The organism is Serratia sarumanii, from assembly GCF_029962605.1.
Lineage (GTDB): Bacteria > Pseudomonadota > Gammaproteobacteria > Enterobacterales > Enterobacteriaceae > Serratia > Serratia sarumanii.
Map to the genome: position 1 here is coordinate 2,649,987 of NZ_CP124750.1, position 18,676 is coordinate 2,668,662.

At 61.0% G+C, this 18,676-nt stretch carries 19 protein-coding genes; 8 read left to right on the top strand and 11 right to left on the bottom strand.

Annotated features, from left to right (window positions below):
* Nucleotides 1-82: 82 nt before the first annotated feature.
* From SSARUM_RS12600 to pspA, 6 genes are all read right to left on the bottom strand, one after another.
* Entirely contained in the window at nt 83-1,144 is a 1,062-nt protein-coding gene (locus SSARUM_RS12600) for a YcjF family protein (protein ID WP_004930545.1), read from the bottom strand.
* On the bottom strand, nt 1,141-2,538 hold the full coding sequence (locus SSARUM_RS12605) for a YcjX family GTP-binding protein (RefSeq protein WP_033653054.1): 1,398 nt from the start codon (nt 2,536-2,538) through the stop codon (nt 1,141-1,143). The genes SSARUM_RS12600 and SSARUM_RS12605 overlap by 4 nt, the downstream gene beginning before the upstream one ends.
* A complete protein-coding gene (gene pspD, locus SSARUM_RS12610; RefSeq protein ID WP_031299672.1) occupies nt 2,519-2,785 on the bottom strand; it encodes a phage shock protein PspD in 267 nt (88 codons plus the stop codon). Before pspD ends, SSARUM_RS12605 begins: the two co-directional genes overlap by 20 nt.
* Nucleotides 2,786-2,882: 97 nt before the next feature.
* Nucleotides 2,883-3,242, bottom strand: coding sequence for an envelope stress response membrane protein PspC (pspC, locus tag SSARUM_RS12615; RefSeq protein WP_033643233.1), 360 nt, complete (start codon nt 3,240-3,242; stop codon nt 2,883-2,885).
* Complete coding sequence (pspB, locus tag SSARUM_RS12620) at nt 3,242-3,469, bottom strand: envelope stress response membrane protein PspB (RefSeq protein WP_004930553.1); 228 nt, start codon at nt 3,467-3,469, stop codon at nt 3,242-3,244. The genes pspC and pspB overlap by 1 nt, the downstream gene beginning before the upstream one ends.
* Nucleotides 3,470-3,532: 63 nt before the next feature.
* Nucleotides 3,533-4,198, bottom strand: a complete 666-nt coding sequence (gene pspA, locus SSARUM_RS12625) for a phage shock protein PspA (RefSeq protein ID WP_033634686.1) — start codon at nt 4,196-4,198, stop codon at nt 3,533-3,535.
* 184 nt (nt 4,199-4,382) lie between these two features.
* Between pspA and pspF the strand changes: the two genes are divergently transcribed.
* Nucleotides 4,383-5,390, top strand: coding sequence for a phage shock protein operon transcriptional activator (gene pspF, locus SSARUM_RS12630; protein ID WP_043147532.1), 1,008 nt, complete (start codon nt 4,383-4,385; stop codon nt 5,388-5,390).
* A gap of 193 nt (nt 5,391-5,583) precedes the next feature.
* On the opposite strand, the gene zigA is transcribed toward pspF, so the two are convergent.
* The 3 genes from zigA to folE2 are packed head-to-tail and all read right to left on the bottom strand — an operon-like array spanning nt 5,584 to nt 8,258.
* A complete protein-coding gene (gene zigA, locus SSARUM_RS12635; RefSeq protein WP_033648451.1) occupies nt 5,584-6,771 on the bottom strand; it encodes a zinc metallochaperone GTPase ZigA in 1,188 nt (395 codons plus the stop codon).
* 10 nt (nt 6,772-6,781) lie between these two features.
* Nucleotides 6,782-7,342: an LbetaH domain-containing protein gene (locus tag SSARUM_RS12640; protein WP_043147533.1), complete on the bottom strand. Its 561-nt coding sequence runs from the start codon at nt 7,340-7,342 to the stop codon at nt 6,782-6,784.
* Nucleotides 7,332-8,258, bottom strand: coding sequence for a GTP cyclohydrolase FolE2 (gene folE2 / locus SSARUM_RS12645; protein WP_060425807.1), 927 nt, complete (start codon nt 8,256-8,258; stop codon nt 7,332-7,334). The genes SSARUM_RS12640 and folE2 overlap by 11 nt, the downstream gene beginning before the upstream one ends.
* A 204-nt stretch (nt 8,259-8,462) precedes the next feature.
* On the opposite strand from folE2, the gene sapA reads away from it, so the two are divergent.
* From sapA to SSARUM_RS12680, 7 genes are all read left to right on the top strand, one after another.
* A complete protein-coding gene (sapA, locus tag SSARUM_RS12650) occupies nt 8,463-10,112 on the top strand; it encodes an ABC transporter substrate-binding protein SapA (RefSeq protein ID WP_033648454.1) in 1,650 nt (549 codons plus the stop codon).
* Nucleotides 10,109-11,074, top strand: coding sequence for a putrescine export ABC transporter permease SapB (sapB, locus tag SSARUM_RS12655; RefSeq protein ID WP_004930575.1), 966 nt, complete (start codon nt 10,109-10,111; stop codon nt 11,072-11,074). Before sapA ends, sapB begins: the two co-directional genes overlap by 4 nt.
* Nucleotides 11,061-11,951, top strand: a complete 891-nt coding sequence (gene sapC / locus SSARUM_RS12660) for a putrescine export ABC transporter permease SapC (RefSeq protein ID WP_004930580.1) — start codon at nt 11,061-11,063, stop codon at nt 11,949-11,951. The genes sapB and sapC overlap by 14 nt, the downstream gene beginning before the upstream one ends.
* Entirely contained in the window at nt 11,951-12,943 is a 993-nt protein-coding gene (gene sapD, locus SSARUM_RS12665) for a putrescine export ABC transporter ATP-binding protein SapD (protein ID WP_004930587.1), read from the top strand. The genes sapC and sapD overlap by 1 nt, the downstream gene beginning before the upstream one ends.
* Nucleotide 12,944: 1 nt before the next feature.
* The gene (sapF, locus tag SSARUM_RS12670) at nt 12,945-13,757 is read left to right on the top strand and encodes a putrescine export ABC transporter ATP-binding protein SapF (protein WP_060430141.1); all 813 of its coding nucleotides are present in this window, start codon (nt 12,945-12,947) and stop codon (nt 13,755-13,757) included.
* 424 nt (nt 13,758-14,181) lie between these two features.
* The gene (locus SSARUM_RS12675) at nt 14,182-15,366 is read left to right on the top strand and encodes a CMD domain-containing protein (RefSeq protein ID WP_049196658.1); all 1,185 of its coding nucleotides are present in this window, start codon (nt 14,182-14,184) and stop codon (nt 15,364-15,366) included.
* A gap of 455 nt (nt 15,367-15,821) precedes the next feature.
* Nucleotides 15,822-16,370 (top strand): inclusion body family protein, encoded by a 549-nt coding sequence (locus tag SSARUM_RS12680; RefSeq protein ID WP_033648460.1) that lies wholly within the window; start codon nt 15,822-15,824, stop codon nt 16,368-16,370.
* A gap of 88 nt (nt 16,371-16,458) precedes the next feature.
* Here SSARUM_RS12680 and SSARUM_RS12685 read toward each other — a convergent pair whose 3' ends face one another.
* Nucleotides 16,459-17,364, bottom strand: coding sequence for a LysR family transcriptional regulator (locus tag SSARUM_RS12685; RefSeq protein ID WP_033634699.1), 906 nt, complete (start codon nt 17,362-17,364; stop codon nt 16,459-16,461).
* A gap of 64 nt (nt 17,365-17,428) precedes the next feature.
* Nucleotides 17,429-18,598 carry a serine-type D-Ala-D-Ala carboxypeptidase DacD gene (gene dacD, locus SSARUM_RS12690; protein WP_060430144.1) on the bottom strand — a complete coding sequence of 390 codons (1,170 nt, stop codon included), beginning with the start codon at nt 18,596-18,598 and terminating at the stop codon, nt 17,429-17,431.
* Nucleotides 18,599-18,676 lie beyond the last annotated feature (78 nt).

An 18,676-nucleotide genomic window follows, 5' to 3' on the forward strand; every position in this document is an offset into this window, starting at 1 on the left:
GGGATCGACTGTCGTCAAGTCTCGATTACGTCCGGCGTCGGCGCCGTTGAGAAAGCGGCGCTCCTGAGAGCGCCGTGCGGGATTATTTGGCCTTGCCGTCGCTCTTTTTCAGCGTGTCTTTCAACTGGCCGATCAGCTGGCTGCGGAAATCGCCAAGCTTCGGCTTTTCCCCTTCCAGCCACGGCAGCGGGCGGCACAGTTCCATCGCCTTGATGCCCAGCCGCGCGGTCAGCAAGCCGGCGCCGATGCCCTGCGCCGCGCGCGCCGACAGCCGCGCTGCCAGATCCTGCGACATCCAGTCCATGCCCACTTCGCGCACCAGCTCGGAAGCGCCGGCGAAGGCGATGTTCAACAGCACCAGCCGGAACAGACGAATGCGGCTGAAGTAGCCCAGCTCGATGCCGTACAGCGCGGCGATGCGGTTGATCAAACGGATGTTGCGCCAGGCGATAAACGCCATATCCACCAGCGCCAACGGGCTGACGGCGATCATCAGCGTCGATTCGGCGGCGGAGCGGCTGATTTCGCGCCGCGCCTGGTTGTCGAGCACCGGCTGCACCAGTTTGGCGTACAGCTCCACCACTTCACGATCGTTTTGCGTTTCATGCAGCGAGGCCTGCCAGCGCTGCAGCGCCGGATGCCCCTGATCCAGCCCGGCCTGACGCGCCAGCTTCTCGCAGAATTCGCGCCCCTGGCCCAGCCCGTGACTGTGCAACAGCTCGCGCGCCACGTCGCGCTCTTCCGCGCGCTGGCGCAGCCGATACAAACGCCGCCACTCGGTGACCACCGAACCGACGCCGGCGAACACGATCAGGCCGCCGGCCACGCCGCCGCCCATGGCGATCCAGTCCTGCTGCACCCAGGCGGTATGCACCCACTGCACGCCCTGTGCCACCACGCTGACGCCGAACAGCGCCAGGCCGGCGGTGACCATTTTGCGCCACAGGCTGCGTTTCGGTTTCAGCGCGGCGTTAATGATGCCTTCGGCGCGCCCTTCTTCCTCTTCCTGCTGCAGCTCCGGCGCAGCCGGGAAAAAGCTTTCCGCCTGTTCGGCATCGAACGCGACGCCGGCGCGCAACGCCGGCTCCTGCGGCGGCTGCAGCGGCTCGTCGAAATCGATACGCGGTTTGATCGGCTCGCTCATCGCAATTTGTCTCCCAATAAAAATTCCATCACCGCATCCAGACGGATGTGCGGCAACGGACTGTCCACGCTCATGGCGCGTGGACGAAATTCATCGAAGTGGAACCCCTGGCTCTGCCAGAACGCCGGCCCCGGCAGGCGCGCGGGCACTTCGCCGGGGAACACCGTCAGCGGCGCGCCGTCACCGAGGCGGTTGCCCTTCAGCGCCGGAATGCGTTGCCCCTGATGATCGACGATGCCGCTCTCGGTCGCCTGCACCGAGGCCAGGCCGACGCAATCCATGCTGATGCCCTCGAACGCCGCATTCTGCCACGCCTCCTGCACCAGCTGTTGCAGCAACGACACCAGATTGGCGTGCTGATCGGCGGTGATATGATCCGCCTTGGTGGCGGCAAACATCAGTTTGTCGATGGTCGGCGAGAACAAGCGGCGAAACAGCGTGCGCTTGCCGTAATGGAAGCTCTGCATCAGTTGGGTCAGCGCCAGACGCATGTCGTTGAACGCCTGCGGGCCGCTGTTGAGCGGCTGTAGACAGTCGACCAGCACGATTTGCCGATCGAAACGGACGAAATGTTCTTTGTAGAAGTTTTTGACGATCGACTGGCAATAGTAGTTGAAGCGAGCGCGCAACATGCCGATGTTGGTGTGTTTGTCGGCCTGCGCCAGCTTAGATTCGCCGATCGCGGCCACGTCGGGCCACGGGAAAAACTGCAGCGCCGGCGCGCCGGCCATGTCGCCCGGCAGCACGAAACGCCCCGGCTGAATGAAGTGCAGCCCTTCGCTTTTGCAGCGCAGCAGATAATCGGTGTAGGCCTGGGCGATCGCCGCCAGGCGGTTTTCGTCGGCCGGGGCCAGCGGATCGCAGGCTTTGCACAACTCAAGCCAGGGCTTGGCCCATTCTGCGCGTTCGCCCTGCAGCAGCCCGGCCATCTGGCGCGACCAGGCCAGGTAGTCCTGCTCGAGCATCGGCAGATCCAGCAACCATTCTCCGGGATAATCGACGATCTCCAGGTACAGCGTGGAGGTGTCTTTAAAGTGGCGCAGCAGCGAGTCGTTGGAGCGGTAGCGCAGCGCCAAACGGATTTCGCTGACGCCGCGCGTCGGCGTCGGCCAGGCCGGCGGCGTGCCGTAAAGCTGCGCCAGCCCTTCGTCATAGGTGAAACGCTGGATGCCGAGATCGCGCTGCGGGATGCGTTTGACGCCCAGCAGGCGCTCTTCGCGCGCCGGTGAAAACAGCGGCATGCGCGCGCCGCTGTGCACATGCAGCAGTTGGTTGACGAAGGCGGTGATAAAGGCGGTTTTGCCGCTGCGGCTCAGGCCGGTCACCGCCAGGCGCAGATGGCGATCCATTCCGCGGTTGACCAGCGAGGTTAACTCATTTTGCAGTCGTTTCATTGCTCTCCTTGACGTAACGCCCGAATGCCTTGTTCAGGCCTTTACGGAACAGCGGTTCCAGCACCAGCGCCAGCACGAAGCGCACCGGTTTGCGGCCGACGGTCTTCAACAGCCAGCCGGCGGCGCCCGCCGGGCCATAGTTCAATAACGCTATGATGATGACTTTAGCCAATGTCTTCAACATTGCCGCCGCTCCTCGTTTAAATCCACCCGTTCTGGCGGTGTTCGCAACATCGATTTTATTCATGACAATGCCCTCCGGCACAAGACGATTAATTTCACATTCAACGGGATAACGGCGGCGAAGATGCCCGGCCTGCGCAGGCCGGGCATCGCAAGAAGGGTTACAGCTTGCGGAAACGGCTCTGTACGCCGAAGGTATCGGACGTTACGTAGCGCTCGACCTGACGCAGCTGCTGCTCGCCGCTGCCCAACTCATATTCCAGCTGATCGAGCAGCTGGCGCGGCGTCTTCTGATGCTCGCCTTCGAAACGGCTGGCCGGCGCTTCGTCCAACACGAACACCAGCGCGATATAGGCCACCAGCGTGAAGAAAAACAGCCCGAAGAACAGCGACAGCACCACCATCACGCGGATCAGGCGCACCGGCACGTCGAAATAGTGGGCCAACCCGGCGCAGACGCCTTTCACCATGCCTTCTTCGGGAACGCGATAAAGCTTTTTACTGCCCAGCGTCATGCTCATCAGGACTGTCTCCAGTTCGGGTGTTCCGCATCAAGGATCTCTTCCAGCGCCTGAATGCGTTCACGCATGCGTTTGGCGTCTTCCGCCAGCTGCGCCAGGCGCTGCATTTCTTGCTGACTCAGCTGGATGCCGGTCTGTTGCCGATTGCTGTAATGCAGCCAAAGCCAAATCGGCGCGACAAACAGCACGAAAATTGTCAGCGGAATGGCAAGTAATAAAGCACTCATTGTTATTCCTTCTTATCGGGTCCTGGATAGGCGGCCACCTCCGACGTGTGGCCGCGGTTCGCCTTACTCTGAGCGGTTCATCTTGGCTTTCAGCGCCGCCAGCTGCTCACTGATGGCGTCGTCGGCTTTCAGCTCGGCAAACTCTTGGTCCAGCGACTTCTTTTTACCGATGCTGATGCTTTCCGCCTCGGCTTCCATATGGTCGATGCGGCGCTCGAACTGTTCGAAACGCGCCATCGCTTCATCCAGCTTGCCGCTGTCGAGCTGGCGGCGCACTTCACGGGAGGAAGACGCGGCCTGATGACGCAGCGCCAACGCCTGCTGCCGCGCACGGGTTTCGGTCAGCTTGTTTTCCAGCTCGCCGATTTCGCTCTTCATGCGCGCCAGCGTTTCTTCTACGGTCGCCACTTCTTGCGTCAGCGTGGCGATCAGATCGGCCACCTTTTGTTTTTCGATCAGCGCCGCACGGGCCAAATCTTCTTTATCTTTGCGCAGCGCCAGTTCGGCTTTTTCCTGCCAGTCGCCTACCTGGCTTTCGCCCTGCTCAATGCGACGCAGCAGCTGCTTTTTCTCCGCCAGCGCACGCGCCGACGTAGAGCGAACTTCAACCAGCGTGTCTTCCATCTCTTGGATCATCAACCGCACCAGCTTCTGCGGATCTTCCGCCTTGTCCAGCAGGGTGTTGATGTTGGCGTTCACAATGTCGGCAAAACGAGAAAAAATACCCATAATTCACTTCCTCTTGGTTCTGATGGCGTCTGAAGCGCCGCGTTAAGTCGTACAGCTTGCCTGAAGATATAATCAAAACCCGTGCCAACTTTTATATCATTGATAAATAATGGATATTATTTTTTGACTCTCTGCGTGCTTGCTGTAGAGTGATTATTTTCACCAAACATTGGCGAATTTCATCATGAACGAGCAGCCAGAGAATTTGTTGGGCGAGGCAAACGCCTTTGTCGACGTATTGGAGCAAGTCTCCCAGGTGGCAAAGCTGAACAAACCGGTGCTGGTGATCGGCGAGCGCGGTACCGGCAAGGAGCTGATCGCCCACCGCCTGCACTACCTTTCCAACCGCTGGCAAGGGCCGTTCATCTCGCTCAACTGCGCGGCGCTGAATGAAAACCTGCTGGATTCCGAACTGTTCGGCCACGAGGCCGGCGCCTTTACCGGCGCCCAAAAGCGCCATCTGGGGCGCTTCGAGCGCGCCGACGGCGGCACGCTGTTTCTCGATGAGCTGGCGACCGCGCCGATGCTGGTGCAGGAGAAGCTGCTGCGGGTGATCGAATACGGCCAGTTGGAGCGCGTGGGCGGCAGCCAGCCGCTGCGGGTGGATGTGCGCCTGGTGTGCGCCACCAACGACGATCTGCCGGCGCTGGCGGCGGCGGGCAAATTCCGCGCCGATCTTCTGGATCGGCTGGCGTTCGACGTGGTGCAGCTGCCGCCGCTGCGCCAACGGCGGCCCGATATCATGCTGTTGGCCGAGCATTTCGCCATTCAAATGTGCCGCGAGCTGGCGCTGCCGCTGTTTCCCGGCTTTACCGAGCATGCCAGGCGAACGTTGCTCGAGTATGGCTGGCCGGGCAACGTGCGTGAACTGAAAAACGTGGTCGAGCGCTCGGTTTATCGCCACGGTGACAGCGACAGCCCGCTTGACGAAATCATCATCAACCCGTTTGCGCCGCGTGAGGCGGCGCCGGTCGCGCCCGCCCCTGAAGGCGCCGGCGCGTTACCGGCGCTGCCGCTGGATTTGAAAAACTGGCAGCTGGAGCAGGAGAAGGTATTGATCGAAGCGGCGCTGCAGCAGGGGCGTTTCAATCAGCGCAAGGCGGCGCAGTTGCTGGGGCTCACCTATCATCAGCTGCGCGGCATGCTGAAAAAACATGCGCTGCTGCAAAACGGCGAAGCGGACGATGAATAACAGGCAAAAAAAAAGCCAGCACCCGAGCTGGCTTAAAAAACACTGGAAGCAATGTGAGCAATGTCGTGCCTTCCACATCAGAGCCGCAAACTGTGGCCTTCCGTGAACTGCCAGGCGATGATAATAGTTATCAGTATCGTCTGTAAAGCACTTTGTTGAGAATTTTTCTCATTTCCACACGAAGATTGCGCAATTACCACTCAGGGAACGGGTCAGCCATGTCCAGCCAGTAGTCCACGCCGGCGGCCATTTCATCGTCGCTCAGCAGGCATTCGTCCAGCAAACGCACGATCGTCGCCTGCTGCAAATGCTGGCCGATAAACACCAGCTCCTGGCGCATGTCGCCGAACGGCTCCACCCATTTTTCCTGAATGTGCGCCCGCGCTTCGGGATCCTGCGGCCAGTTCTTTTGCGGGATGGCGCGCCAAAAGGTGCCCGCCAGGCCGTAGTGGGCGATGCCGCCGGCCTGGCTCCACTGCCCGGCCTGCCGCGGCCGCGTCGCCAGCCAGAAAAAGCCTTTCGAGCGCAGCAGCTTGCCGCCGCCCCAGTCGCCGTTGATCACGCGGTAAAACTTGTCCGGCGCAAACGGCCGCCGCGCCTGATAGACGAAGCTGCTGATGCCGTAGTTTTCCGTTTCCGGCACGTGTTCGCCGCGCAGCTCTTTCAGCCAGCCGGGCGCCTGCTGCGCCTTTTCAAAGCTGAAGCTGCCGGTATTCAGCACCGCCTCCAGCGGCAGTTTGCCCGGCGCGATCGGCACAATGCGGGCATCGGGGTTCAGGCTGGCCAACAGCGCCATCACTTCGCCCTGCTGGGCTGGCGTCAACAGATCGGTCTTGCTGACCAGCATCACGTCGCAAAATTCAATTTGCTCAATCAACAGATCCGCCACGCTGCGCAGATCGTCCTCGCCCAGGCTTTGGCCGGCCTCCTGCAGGCTTTGCGCCCGTTGGTACTGCTGGATGAAATTCACCCCGTCGACCACCGTCACCAGAGTATCCAGCCGGGCGAACTGCGACAGGCTTTCCCCTTGTTCATCCTCGAAGGTAAAGGTTTCCGCCACCGGCAGCGGCTCGGAGATGCCGCTCGATTCGATCAGCAGGTAATCGAAACGCCCGTCCTGCGCCAGCTCACGCACCGATACCAGCAGGTCTTCGCGCAGCGTGCAGCAAATGCAGCCGTTGCTCATCTCCACCAGCTTCTCTTCCTGGCGATCGAGATGCACCGCATTTTCCACCAGCGCGGCGTCGATGTTTACTTCGCTCATGTCGTTGACGATCACCGCCACGCGCATGCCCTGCCGGTTGTTCAGGATGTGGTTCAGCACCGTAGTCTTGCCGGCGCCGAGAAAGCCGGAAAGCACGGTCACGGGAAGTTGTTTCATGGGAGCCTCATTAAAATTCATTGCGTAATGCCTGATAGCCGCGCACCAGTTCGACGTTGGTGGCGGCCACTTCTTCCGAAAACTGCAGCGCGCCGCGATCGACCTGGCGATAGCGCGACAGGTCGCTGTCCGGCCCTACGCGCTCGGTCGAGGGGATATAGCGGTTTTCCGGCAGCGTCACGCCGTCCACCACCGCGTTGTAACGCACCACGCAGCCGGACTGGATGTGGCAGTTGAACAGCACGCTGTTGAAACCGATAAACACCCGATCGTCGATGCGACACGGGCCGTGGACAATGGCGCGGTGGGCGATCGAGCTGTAACGGCCAATGGTGACCGCCGCCCCGCTCTTGGAGTGGATCACCACGCCGTCCTGAATATTGGAGTGCGAGCCGATGACGATCGGCTCCATGTCGCCGGTGGCGTTCAACTCGTCGGCGCGGATCACCGCATAAGGGCCGACGTAGACGAAATCTTCGACGATCACCCGGCCGCAGATAATGGCGGTGGGATCGATGTAGGCCAGCGGCGAGACCTGCGGCAGGTGGCCGCTGGGATTTTTACGCAGCATGATTTTCTCCCCGCCAGCTCAGCTCCGCCACCGCATTGTGGGCATGCAGGCTCTCCTGATGCTCGACGCGCAGCGAGAAGGCGCGGTAATCGCACTGGCTGCACAGCATGCGATACAGACGGCGCGCCGCATCTTCGCAAAACATCAGGTTCTGACCGTTGGCCAGCGCGAAGGCCTGCTCGTCGCGGCGTTTCACCAGCGTTTGTACCGGCGTGCCCAGCGCGTGTTCGATGCGGTCGATCAATTTCACCGGTTCGAACGCCCGTTCATTCTCGGGCGTCACGGTGACCCAGGCCCAACTGCGCTGGCTGTGAGGGGTGGCCGGCATTCCCTGCTCCAACAGCCACTCGCTCACCTGCCGTTGGCTGATCCGCTCCGCCGCCTGTTCAAAATCAAACTGAAACTGTTGCTGCGCCAACTGACGGCTGAGCGCCGCCGAACTCGGGCAGGTCGAGGAGTAAGGCACGCCGACGGTCAGCGCCAGCGTCAACCTGTCCGTCAGGGTGGCCTCGATGCGCAGCGGGTAAGCCTTCCAGCCGCGCTGCGGCGACAGCAACGCCGGGCGCGACAGCAGCAACTCGCCGCTGAGCGTCAGGCTGGCGCGATCGCTGTGTTCCGGCTGCGAATCCAGAAAGGCCTGCAGCGTTCGGCCGAGGCGCTGCGGCGTCAGCTCGCCCTGCGTCAATTCGTCCAGCGCCAGATACAGCCGCGACATGTGAATGCCGCGTTCGCCCGCCGCTTCGGCACGCAGGTTGATGCCGGCGTCGACCTTGGCCATCAGTGGCTTGCCGGCCAGCTCCAGCGGCAGCGCGATCCCTTGCATCCCGACCCAATCGAGCCCGACATCACTCATTTCGCCGCGCCATGCCTGAGCGTCCGGCAGCGAACGGCGTGGTGGAAGTGCAACTTCGTTCATACATCCCCTTGCGTTATTGTGACTTTGCCGGGGAACGGTATCATGATTTTGTAATGTTATAACATATCAAATAAGATTTTTTTCACGATCGCGAACGACCTGATTAATCAAGTCGCAGAAAACTCAGTGATTTTGCTCAATGGATTGGGCTGCCGGTCAGAGTGCGATACACTAACGCTATTGCTGATTAACCCATGAGCCTCTATGCGTGGTTTACCCCTTTGGATAGTGTCGTTGTGCTTTACCGGCTCCGCCCTGGCCACAACAACACCGCCCGCGCCCGCCGCGGCGCCGCTGCCGGACATTCGCCAGAGCGGCTTTGTCTATTGCGTCAGCGGCATACTGAATACCTTCAACCCGCAAATGGCCAGCAGCGGCCTGACGGTGGATACCCTGGCCGCCCAGCTGTACGATCGCCTGCTGGATGTCGATCCCTACACCTACCGGCTGATCCCCGAGCTGGCGCAAAGCTGGGAAGTGCTGGACAACGGCGCCACCTACCGCTTCCATCTGCGCAAGGACGTGCCGTTCCAGACCACCGCCTGGTTCACCCCCACCCGCAAGATGAACGCCGACGACGTAGTGTTCAGCTTCGCGCGCGTATTTGACCAAAAACACCCTTATCACGACGTCAACGGCGGCGAATACCCCTATTTCGACAGCCTGCAGTTCGGCGATTCGGTGCAGAGCGTGAGAAAGCTCGACGACTACACGGTGGAGATCCGCCTGCAGTCGCCGGACGCCTCGTTCCTGTGGCACCTGGCGACCCACTACGCGCCGGTGCTGTCCGCCGAATACGCCGACACGCTGACGCGCGAAGGCCATCAGGAGCTGATCGACCGAGAGCCGGTCGGCAGCGGCCCGTTCCTGCTCAACGAATACCGCTCGGGGCAATATATTCGCCTGGCGCGCAACGCCGCCTACTGGAAAGGCCTGCCGCGCATGCCGCAGGTGGTGATCGATCTGGGCGCCGGCGGCACCGGCCGCCTCTCCAAACTGCTGACCGGCGAGTGCGACGTGCTGGCCTATCCGGCGGCGAGCCAGCTGTCTATCCTGCGCGACGATCCGCGCCTGCGCCTGACGCTGCGCCCGGGGATGAACATCGCCTATCTGGCGTTCAACACCCGCAAGCCGCCGCTCGACAACCTCAACGTGCGCCAGGCGATCTCGCTGGCGATCAACAACCAGCGGTTGATGCAATCGATCTATTACGGCACGGCGGAAACCGCCGCCTCGATCCTGCCGCGCGCCTCCTGGGCCTACGACAACGACGCGCACGTCACCGAGTACGATCCGGCCAAATCGCGCGAAATGCTGCGGCAGGCCGGCGTCGGCCAGCTGAACCTGAAGCTGTGGGTGCCGACCGCCTCGCAGTCTTACAACCCGAGCCCGCTGAAGACCGCCGAACTGATCCAGGCCGATCTCGGCCAGGTGGGCATCAACGTCACCATTGTGCCGGTGGAAGGCCGCTTCCAGGAGGCGCGCCTGATGGAGATGAACCACGATCTGACCCTGACCGGCTGGGCCACCGACAGCAACGACCCGGACAGCTTCTTCCGGCCGCTGCTGAGCTGCGCGGCAATCCGTTCGCAAACCAACTATGCTCACTGGTGTGACCCGGGCTTCGACGAGGTGCTGCAGAACGCGCTGCTGTCGCAGCAGCTGTCTCAGCGCATCGACAACTACCGCAAGGCGCAGAAGATCCTCGAGCAGCAATTGCCGGTGCTGCCGCTGGCCTCTTCCCTGCGGCTGCAGGCCTACCGCTACGACATCAAGGGATTGGTGCTGAGCCCGTTCGGCAACGCCTCGTTCGCCGGGGTGTACCGTGAATCCGCGCCGGAGGTGAAAAAGTGATTATCTTTACCCTGCGCCGCATTCTGCTGCTGCTGATCACGCTGTTCTTCCTGACGCTGGTCAGCTTCAGCCTGAGCTATTTCACGCCGCGCGCGCCGCTGAACGGCGCCGCCCTGCTGGACGCCTATCAGTTCTACTTCGTCAGCCTGCTGCACTGGGACTTCGGCGTTTCCAGCATCAACGGCCAGGCGATCAGCGAACAGCTGCGCGAAGTGTTCCCGGCCACCATGGAACTGTGCCTGCTGGCCTTCGCCCTGGCGCTGTTTATCGGCATTCCGCTGGGCATCATCGCCGGCGTGCTGCGCGGCAAGTGGCAGGACACCGCCATCAGCACCTTCGCGCTGCTGGGCTTTTCGATGCCGGTGTTCTGGCTGGCGCTGCTGCTGATGCTGTTCTTCTCGCTGCATCTGGGCTGGCTGCCGGTATCCGGCCGTTTCGACCTGCTGTATCAGGTGAAGCCGATCACCGGTTTCGCGCTGATCGACGCCTGGCTGTCGGACTCGCCGTACCGCGCCGAGATGATCGGCAGCGCCCTGCGCCACATGATCCTGCCGATCGCCGCGCTGGCGGTGGCGCCCACCACCGAAGTGGTGCGCCTGATGCGCATCAGCACCGACGACGTGCTGAGCCAAAACTACATCAAGGCCGCCGCCACCCGCGGTCTGTCGCGCTTCACCATCATTCGCCGCCACGTGTTGCACAACGCGCTGCCGCCGATCGTGCCCAAGCTGGGGCTGCAGTTCTCCACCATGCTCACGCTGGCGATGATCACCGAAGTGGTGTTCAGCTGGCCGGGCCTCGGCCGCTGGCTGATCAACGCCATTCGCCAGCAGGACTATGCGGCGATCTCCGCCGGCGTCATGGTGGTCGGCACGCTGGTGATCACCATTAACGTCCTGGCCGATATTCTGGGTGCGGCAACCAACCCGCTGAAACATAAGGAATGGTATGCCCTTCGATAACGTATACCGCGAGAAAAAAATGCCGAGCCCGCTGCGCTACACCTGGCGGATTTTCTACGGCGACGCGCTGGCGATGATCGGTTTTTACGGGGTGATCGCCCTGCTGCTGCTGTCGCTGTTCGGCAGCCTGCTGGCGCCCTACGCGCTGGATCAGCAGTTCCTCGGCTATCAGCTGCTACCGCCGTCTTGGTCGCGCTACGGCAACGTGTCGTTCTTTCTCGGCACCGACGATCTCGGGCGCGACATCCTCAGCCGCCTGTTGACCGGCACTGCCGCCACCTTCGGCTCGGCGCTGGCGGTGACGCTGGCCGCGGCGTTCTGCGGGGTGATCCTCGGCGTGTTCGCCGGCGTCACCCACGGGCTGCGCTCGGCGGTGCTCAACCACATCCTCGATACCCTGCTGTCCATTCCCTCGCTGCTGCTGGCGATCGTGGTGGTGGCGTTTATCGGCCCCAAACTTGAACACGCCATGCTGGCGGTGTGGCTCGCCTTGCTGCCGCGCATGGTGCGCACCATCTACAGCGCGGTGCACGACGAGCTGGAGAAAGAGTACGTGGTGGCGGCGCGGCTCGACGGCGCTTCCACGCTGCAGATCCTGTGGTACGCCGTCATGCCGAACATCGCCGCGGTGCTGGTGACCGAGTTCACCCGCGCGCTGTCGATGGCCATTTTGGACATCGCCGCGCTCGGCTTCCTCGATCTCGGCGCGCAGCTGCCTTCGCCGGAATGGGGAGCGATGCTCGGCGATTCGCTCGAGCTGGTGTACGTCGCCCCCTGGACGGTGATGCTGCCCGGCGCGGCCATCCTCGTCAGCGTGCTGCTGGTTAACCTGTTAGGCGACGGTATGCGCCGCGCAATCAATGCCGGGGTGGAATAATGCCGTTACTCGATATCCGCAATCTGACGATTGAATTTATGACCGCCGAAGGGCCGGTCAAGGCGGTCGATCGCGTCAGCATGACGCTGACCGAGGGCGAGGTGCGCGGCCTGGTGGGTGAATCGGGCTCCGGCAAGAGCCTGATCGCCAAGGCCATCTGCGGCGTAACCAAAGACAACTGGCGCGTCACCGCCGACCGTTTCCGCTTCGACGACATCGATCTGCTGCAGCTGAGCCCGCGCGAGCGGCGCAGGCTGGTGGGCCACAACGTCTCGATGATTTTCCAGGAGCCGCAGTCCTGTCTCGATCCTTCCGAGAGCATCGGCCGCCAGCTGGCGCAGGCGATCCCGGGCTGGACTTATAAAGGCCACTGGTGGCAGCGCTTCAACTGGCGCAAACGCCGCGCCATCGAATTGCTGCACCGCGTCGGCATCAAGGATCACGACGACATCATGGGCAGCTTCCCGTACGAGCTGACCGAAGGCGAGTGTCAGAAAGTTATGATCGCCATCGCGCTGGCCAACCAGCCGCGCCTGCTGATCGCCGATGAGCCGACTAACGCCATGGAGCCGACCACCCAGGCGCAGATTTTCCGCCTGTTGGCGCGCCTCAATCAGAACAACAACACCACCATCCTGCTGATCAGCCATGATTTGCAGATGATGAGTAAATGGGCCGACCGGGTGAACGTACTGTACTGCGGGCAAACAGTGGAAAGCGCCCAGTGCGAAGAGCTGCTGGCGGCACCGCACCACCCTTACACCCAGGCGCTGATCCGCGCCATGCCGGATTTTGGCCGCTCGCTGCCGCACAAGAGCCGGTTGAACACGCTGCCGGGCGCCATTCCTTCGCTGGAACACCTGCCGATCGGCTGCCGTCTGGGGCCGCGCTGCCCTTACGCGCAGAAGAAGTGTATCGAAACGCCGCGCCTGCGCCCGGTCAAAAACCACTTCTTCGCCTGCCACTTCCCGCTGAACATGGAGGAGCAATAACATGGAAACGCTGTTGGAAGTGCGCAACCTGAGCAAAACCTACCGCTACCGCACCGGGCTGTTCCGCCGTCAGCACGTCGAGGCGGTGAAATCCGTCAGCTTTGCCCTGCGCGAAGGCCAGACGCTGGCGGTGATCGGCGAGAACGGCTCCGGCAAATCCACGCTGGCGAAGATGCTCTCCGGCATGGTGGAACCGACCGCCGGCGAACTGCTGATCGACGATCATCCGCTGGAATTCGGCGATTATCGCTATCGCAGCCAGCGCATTCGCATGATTTTTCAGGATCCGAGCACCTCGCTCAACCCGCGCCAGCGCATCGGCCAGCTGCTGGACGCGCCGCTGCGGCTGAACACCAGTCTGGAACCCGCCGAACGCGAGCAGCGCATCAACCAGACGCTGCGCCAGGTCGGCATGCTGCCGGATCACGCCTACTACTATCCGCACATGCTGGCTTCCGGGCAGAAACAGCGCGTCGCATTGGCGCGTGCGCTGATCCTGCAGCCGAAGGTGATCGTCGCCGATGAGGCGCTGGCCTCGCTGGACATGTCGATGCGCTCGCAAATCATCAACCTGATGCTGGAACTGCAGGAAAAACACGGTATTTCCTATATCTACGTCACTCAGCACCTCGGCATGATGAAGCATATCAGCGACCAGGTGTTGGTGATGCACGAAGGAGAAATCGTCGAACGCGGCAGCACCGCCGAGGTGTTGGCGGCGCCGCTGCACGAATTGACCAAGCGCCTTATCGCCAGCCACTTCGGCGAGGCGCTGACCGCCGACGCCTGGCGGCGCGACGGCGGCCGTTTTTGAGGCCCGTCCTGGCCTGCAATAAACCCGCTGCGGCGGGTTTTTTATTGCCGCACGCGCCTGCCGCTACGCCAGAAAACGCAAATACAAATTACATTCTTGTTATATATCCTTATATTTTATTCCTTTCAGTTATTGATTAGTCCGTAACATTATTTTATCTCGCCAGGGCGATCGGTGAGGATATCCCCTACGTTGAGCCTCTCATACGACAGGATATCGCACTGATGAACAGCCTTCGCCATCGCCGCCTCTCGCAGTTTCTGCTTACGCTGGCCGCCGGTTTCTCTGTTTACGGCCACGCGCTGTGCTGCGATGAGCTGCGCTGAATCCGCCTTTCGCCCCGCCAGCGGGCATGTTGCCTCTTTGTCCAGCCGCCGCTGCCGTACGCACCGGTGGCTGTTGCTCATGATTAAGGATTGACCCTATGGAACGACTCCGTCGACAACATAATGCCCAGTGGTATCACGAAACCCAAAGCAGCGTACGGGGCGATGCGCCGCTGGAGCCGCAGGCGGCCACCCTGCGCGATCGTTTTCTGCTGGGGCTGGGCGCCTTCGCCGACGAAGCGCTAAATGCTGCGCTCAGCGCCCGCGCCGGGGTATTCAACGCCTCGCTGGCCGGTTACCACGCGCTGTTTCCCGACCAGGTGTCGCTGTCTCGATACGTGACATTGTCACCCTACGATCGCCTCAGCACCGCGTTGACCGTCGCTCAGGTGACGGGCGTGCAATCGCTTTGTAGCCACTACGCCGCCCGCCTCGCCCCGCTGCACAGCCCGGACGCCTCCCGGGAAAGCAATATCCGTCTCGCCCAGATCACCCAATATGCCCGCCAGCTCGCCAGCCAGCCCACGCTGATTTGCCGCAGGGCGCTGCAACAGCTCGGCGACGTCGGGCTGAGCCCGGCGGATATCGTAACCTTCTCTCAGACGATCGGTTTTGTCAGCTATCAGGCGCGCGTAGTGGCGGGCGTCGCGGCGTTGGCCGGCCGCCCGGCGGTGGTGGTGCCCGGCTTCCCGAACGTCGAAGACGCCGATGGCGTCGCTTTCAGTGCCGACGAGTTGAGCTGGACTGCGCGTCTGCCGACAATCGACACGGAAGCCGCCGCCGCCGAACAGCTTGACGTGCTGGATCAGAGCCACCCGCAGGCGCGCGCCGAATCTTATTATTTGCTGTTGGCGCACGATGCCGCCGCGCTGCGCGAGCGTAACGGCGTGTTTAACGGCATCAATGCCGAAGGATACGGGTTATCGGGCCGATTGAAAGCGCTGGCGACGCTGGCGGTCTCGCGCATCAACGGCAGCCGCTACTGCGCGGCTACGGTGGCGCATGAATTGCAGGATGACGGACTGACGCAGGCGCTGTTCGCCGGGCTGCCTCAGGGGTTGGCGCATACCGACGATACGGTCAAACGCGCGGTGATCCACACAGCCACCGAGCTGACGCGCGCACCGGAGAAATTCACCCCGCAGAGCGTGCAGCCACTGTTCAACAGCGGCCTGAATCAGGCGCAGGCGCTGGAAGTGATCCTCACCGCCGCGCTCTACGCCTGGGAAAACCGCCTGCGCCAAACGCTGGGCGATGCGGAGCCGGCACAGCCGGCGCAGTGACCTATCATCGAGTTGACGGCTAATTTCGCCGTTAACTCTCTTTGATCCATTTTGGCTAAAAACTTCACCAAAAGATGAACTGATAAAGTAAAAATCCGAAAAAATAATATTTATCAGAATTATGATTCGTTTCTTCCTGCCGTTCGCGAAAATAACGACTCGTCAAAATTATGTCTGCAAACAAAGCAATAGAAAGATTGCGCCCTCGCTCAATTATGTAACCGTTCTCATCGCAGAAGCAGTAAAACAAGGTTTTAACCCTGCTAATTAATAGAGGAACACATTAACGCCTCTAACTTTTCAGCAGTGGTGGCCTTGCTGTTTAGTTTCTATGATTAAGCCGATAGCGACGTTGTGATTTCCATTTCAAATATTCACTAAAAATAAACGCTCGCCGTCAACCCCATTATTTTTTGATTTTCCATCACAGCAAAAAAATATTGTGAGGTAACCCCATGTCTGAGCAAGAACTTAAATCCAGCAACAGTATCGTTAACGTGATTGTCGTCATCGATACCGATGCCCTGATAGAAGCATTCGAGAATAACAACCCCAGTCAGGACTCCGGCAACCCAACAGGTATTGGCCATCAATACGCCTATATGGTCGTCACCTCCGATCAGGTGATCGGCGGCTCCGGCACGGCAGACCTGAACTTTAAAGCCAATGTCGGCGACGTCATTCGCTGGACCGGCACCTCAGAATCCGCCAATTTCGACGCCAGTGTGCTGATCTACGGGCTGCCGCAGTTCGGCAGCGGTACCCAGGTCTTTTCCAACCCGACCTTCAAAATGTACACCCGCAGCTCGATGATGCCGGCGCAAAATACCGTGTTCCCCGTCACCTTCACCAACCAAACCTATTGGTTCATCCAGGCGGACATCAGCAATACCGGCACGGAAAATTATTGCATCCAATTTGGCCTTTATTATCGGCCAAACGGCGGCGATCAAAAATTACTGGGTTATTTCTATTGGGATCCGACTATTACCATCAGCAATTAACCTTATTCCATCGACCGTTAGGCGCCACATGATTATGGCCCCTCGGGGCCATAATCGTTGCGGAAACATCGGGTAAACTTAAACGTCTCTATTCATTTTGCCGACGCAGCCACTCGCTGGCGGCGTCGAAGAATTTTTGCGCCAACGGCGTGGCGCGCTCCGCCATATCGACCACCACCGCCGCATGACGCGGCATGGCGCCGATGGCCACCGGACGACGCTGCAACGCCGGCATCAGTGGCGATTGCAGTTGGCCGCGCGGGAACAGCCCGCAGCCCAGGCCGACGAAAATCCCCTCCAGCAGTTGGAAGATCGAGGCCGTCTCCAGCCGTGTGTGCAGCGTCAACCCGGCGTCGCGGAAGTGTTGATCGAGATAGCGGCGGAAATAACGCGTCGGCTCGGCCAGGCACAGCGGCAAAGCGGCCACCGCTTCCAGCGGCAACGGCGTGTCGCCCACCAGCTTCGGGAAGTGTTGCGGATGAAATACCAGCTCGACGCCGGTTTCCACCAGCGGTTGCGATTGGAAATGCAGCTCCTTTAAGGTCGACAGCTCGAAAAAGCCGATGCCGATGTCGACGGTATGCGCCGTCAGCGCCTCCAGCAGCTGATCGGCGCTCAGCACCGCCAGCCGGTAATCGAGATGCGGGTAACGCTCGCTGACCGCCTTGAGCATTTCCGATACCGAGATACTGCACTGCGGCACCACGCCAAGGCGCAGCGTGCCGTGCAAGCCGTGCTTGAGCGACTCCACCTCCAGCTTCAGCCCCTGGTAAACCGAGACGATCTCACGCGCCCACGCCAGCACCCGCTCGCCTTCGGCGGTAAAACCGCCGAAATGGTTGCCGCGGTTAATCAGCGAAACACCCAGCTCTTTTTCCAGATTTTTCAATCGCATGGATAGCGTCGGCTGGCTAACGAAGCTGGCCTCCGCCGCCCGGCCGAAGTGACGTTCTCGTTCTAAATTACACAAATAAATCAGTTGTTTAATATCCATAGCGCGGCTCAATGATCGGCATTCGCACCAGTATACCACCGGGCACCGTCGTCCGCCCGGCGAGTCAGAGCTTCAGCTTCACGTAATCCACCAGGCGCGAGAACACGCCGCCCTGCGGCACCGCCTGCAGCGCCACCAGCGGCAAGGTTTTCACCACCTGGCCATTGTCGCTGATGCGGATCTCGCCAACGGTCTGCCCTTTGCCAATCGGCGCTTCCAGCCGTGCGGCATTGATCACGTACTGCGCCTTCAGCTTGTCCGCCTCGCTTTTCGGCAGGCTGAGCGACTGCTCTTGCGCGCTACCGACCGGTAACCGGTGATTCTCGCCGTACCAGACCGGCTCTTCCCCCAGGCTCTGCCCGGCGCTGAACAGGTGTACGGTGGCAAAGTCGCGCAGCCCCCAAGTCAACAGCTTACGCGCCTGCTCCTCACGCCCTTTAGCGCTTTTGCCGCCCATCACCACGGCGATCAGGCGGCGATCCCCTTCGGTGGCGGAGGCGATGATGTTGAAGCCGGCCGAGGCGGTGTGCCCGGTTTTCAGCCCATCGACGTGCAGCGTCTTATCCCACAGCAGGCCATTGCGGTTCTGCTGCGTGATGCCATTCCAGGTCAGCGACTTCTCGCTGTACATATGGTATTCCGCCGGTTCACTCATAATGATGGCGCGCGCAATCACCGCCAGATCGCCGGCGGTGGTGAACTGCCCCGGCGCATCCAGCCCGTGTACCGTTTCGAAATGGGTGTTCTGCAGGCCCAGCTGCGCGCTCTTCTCGTTCATCAGCTTGACGAAGTTGGCCTGGCTGCCCGCCACATAATCCGCCATCGCTACGCAGGCGTCGTTGCCGGAATCGATGATGATACCGCGGCTGAGATCGCGTACCGTGACCCTGTCACCTGGCTTCAGGAACATCAACGAAGATCCTTTGAACACCGGGTTGCCCTGCGCCCAGGCGTCTTTCCCCACGGTGACGACATCGTCGAGGCCAATCTTGTGCTGATCGAGCGCGTGGTCGATCACCAACCCGGTCATGAGTTTGGTCAGGCTGGCCGGGTTGCGCCGTTCGTCGGCATTGCCAGCGGCCAACACCTGGCCGGTGGTGTAATCCATCAAGACGTAAGAGGCGGCGTCTATCGCCGGCGGGGTCATGGTAGGAAAATTGGGCGTCGTTTCCGCCGCCTGCGCCGCTAAAGGCAGCAATATGCCGCCGATTACCACTGATACTGAACGCTTCACGCTGTGTTCCTCAGGCCCGCAGGCTGAATAAAATGCCAATATAATCCGCGAGATAGACTGCATGAATTCACTTTCAGA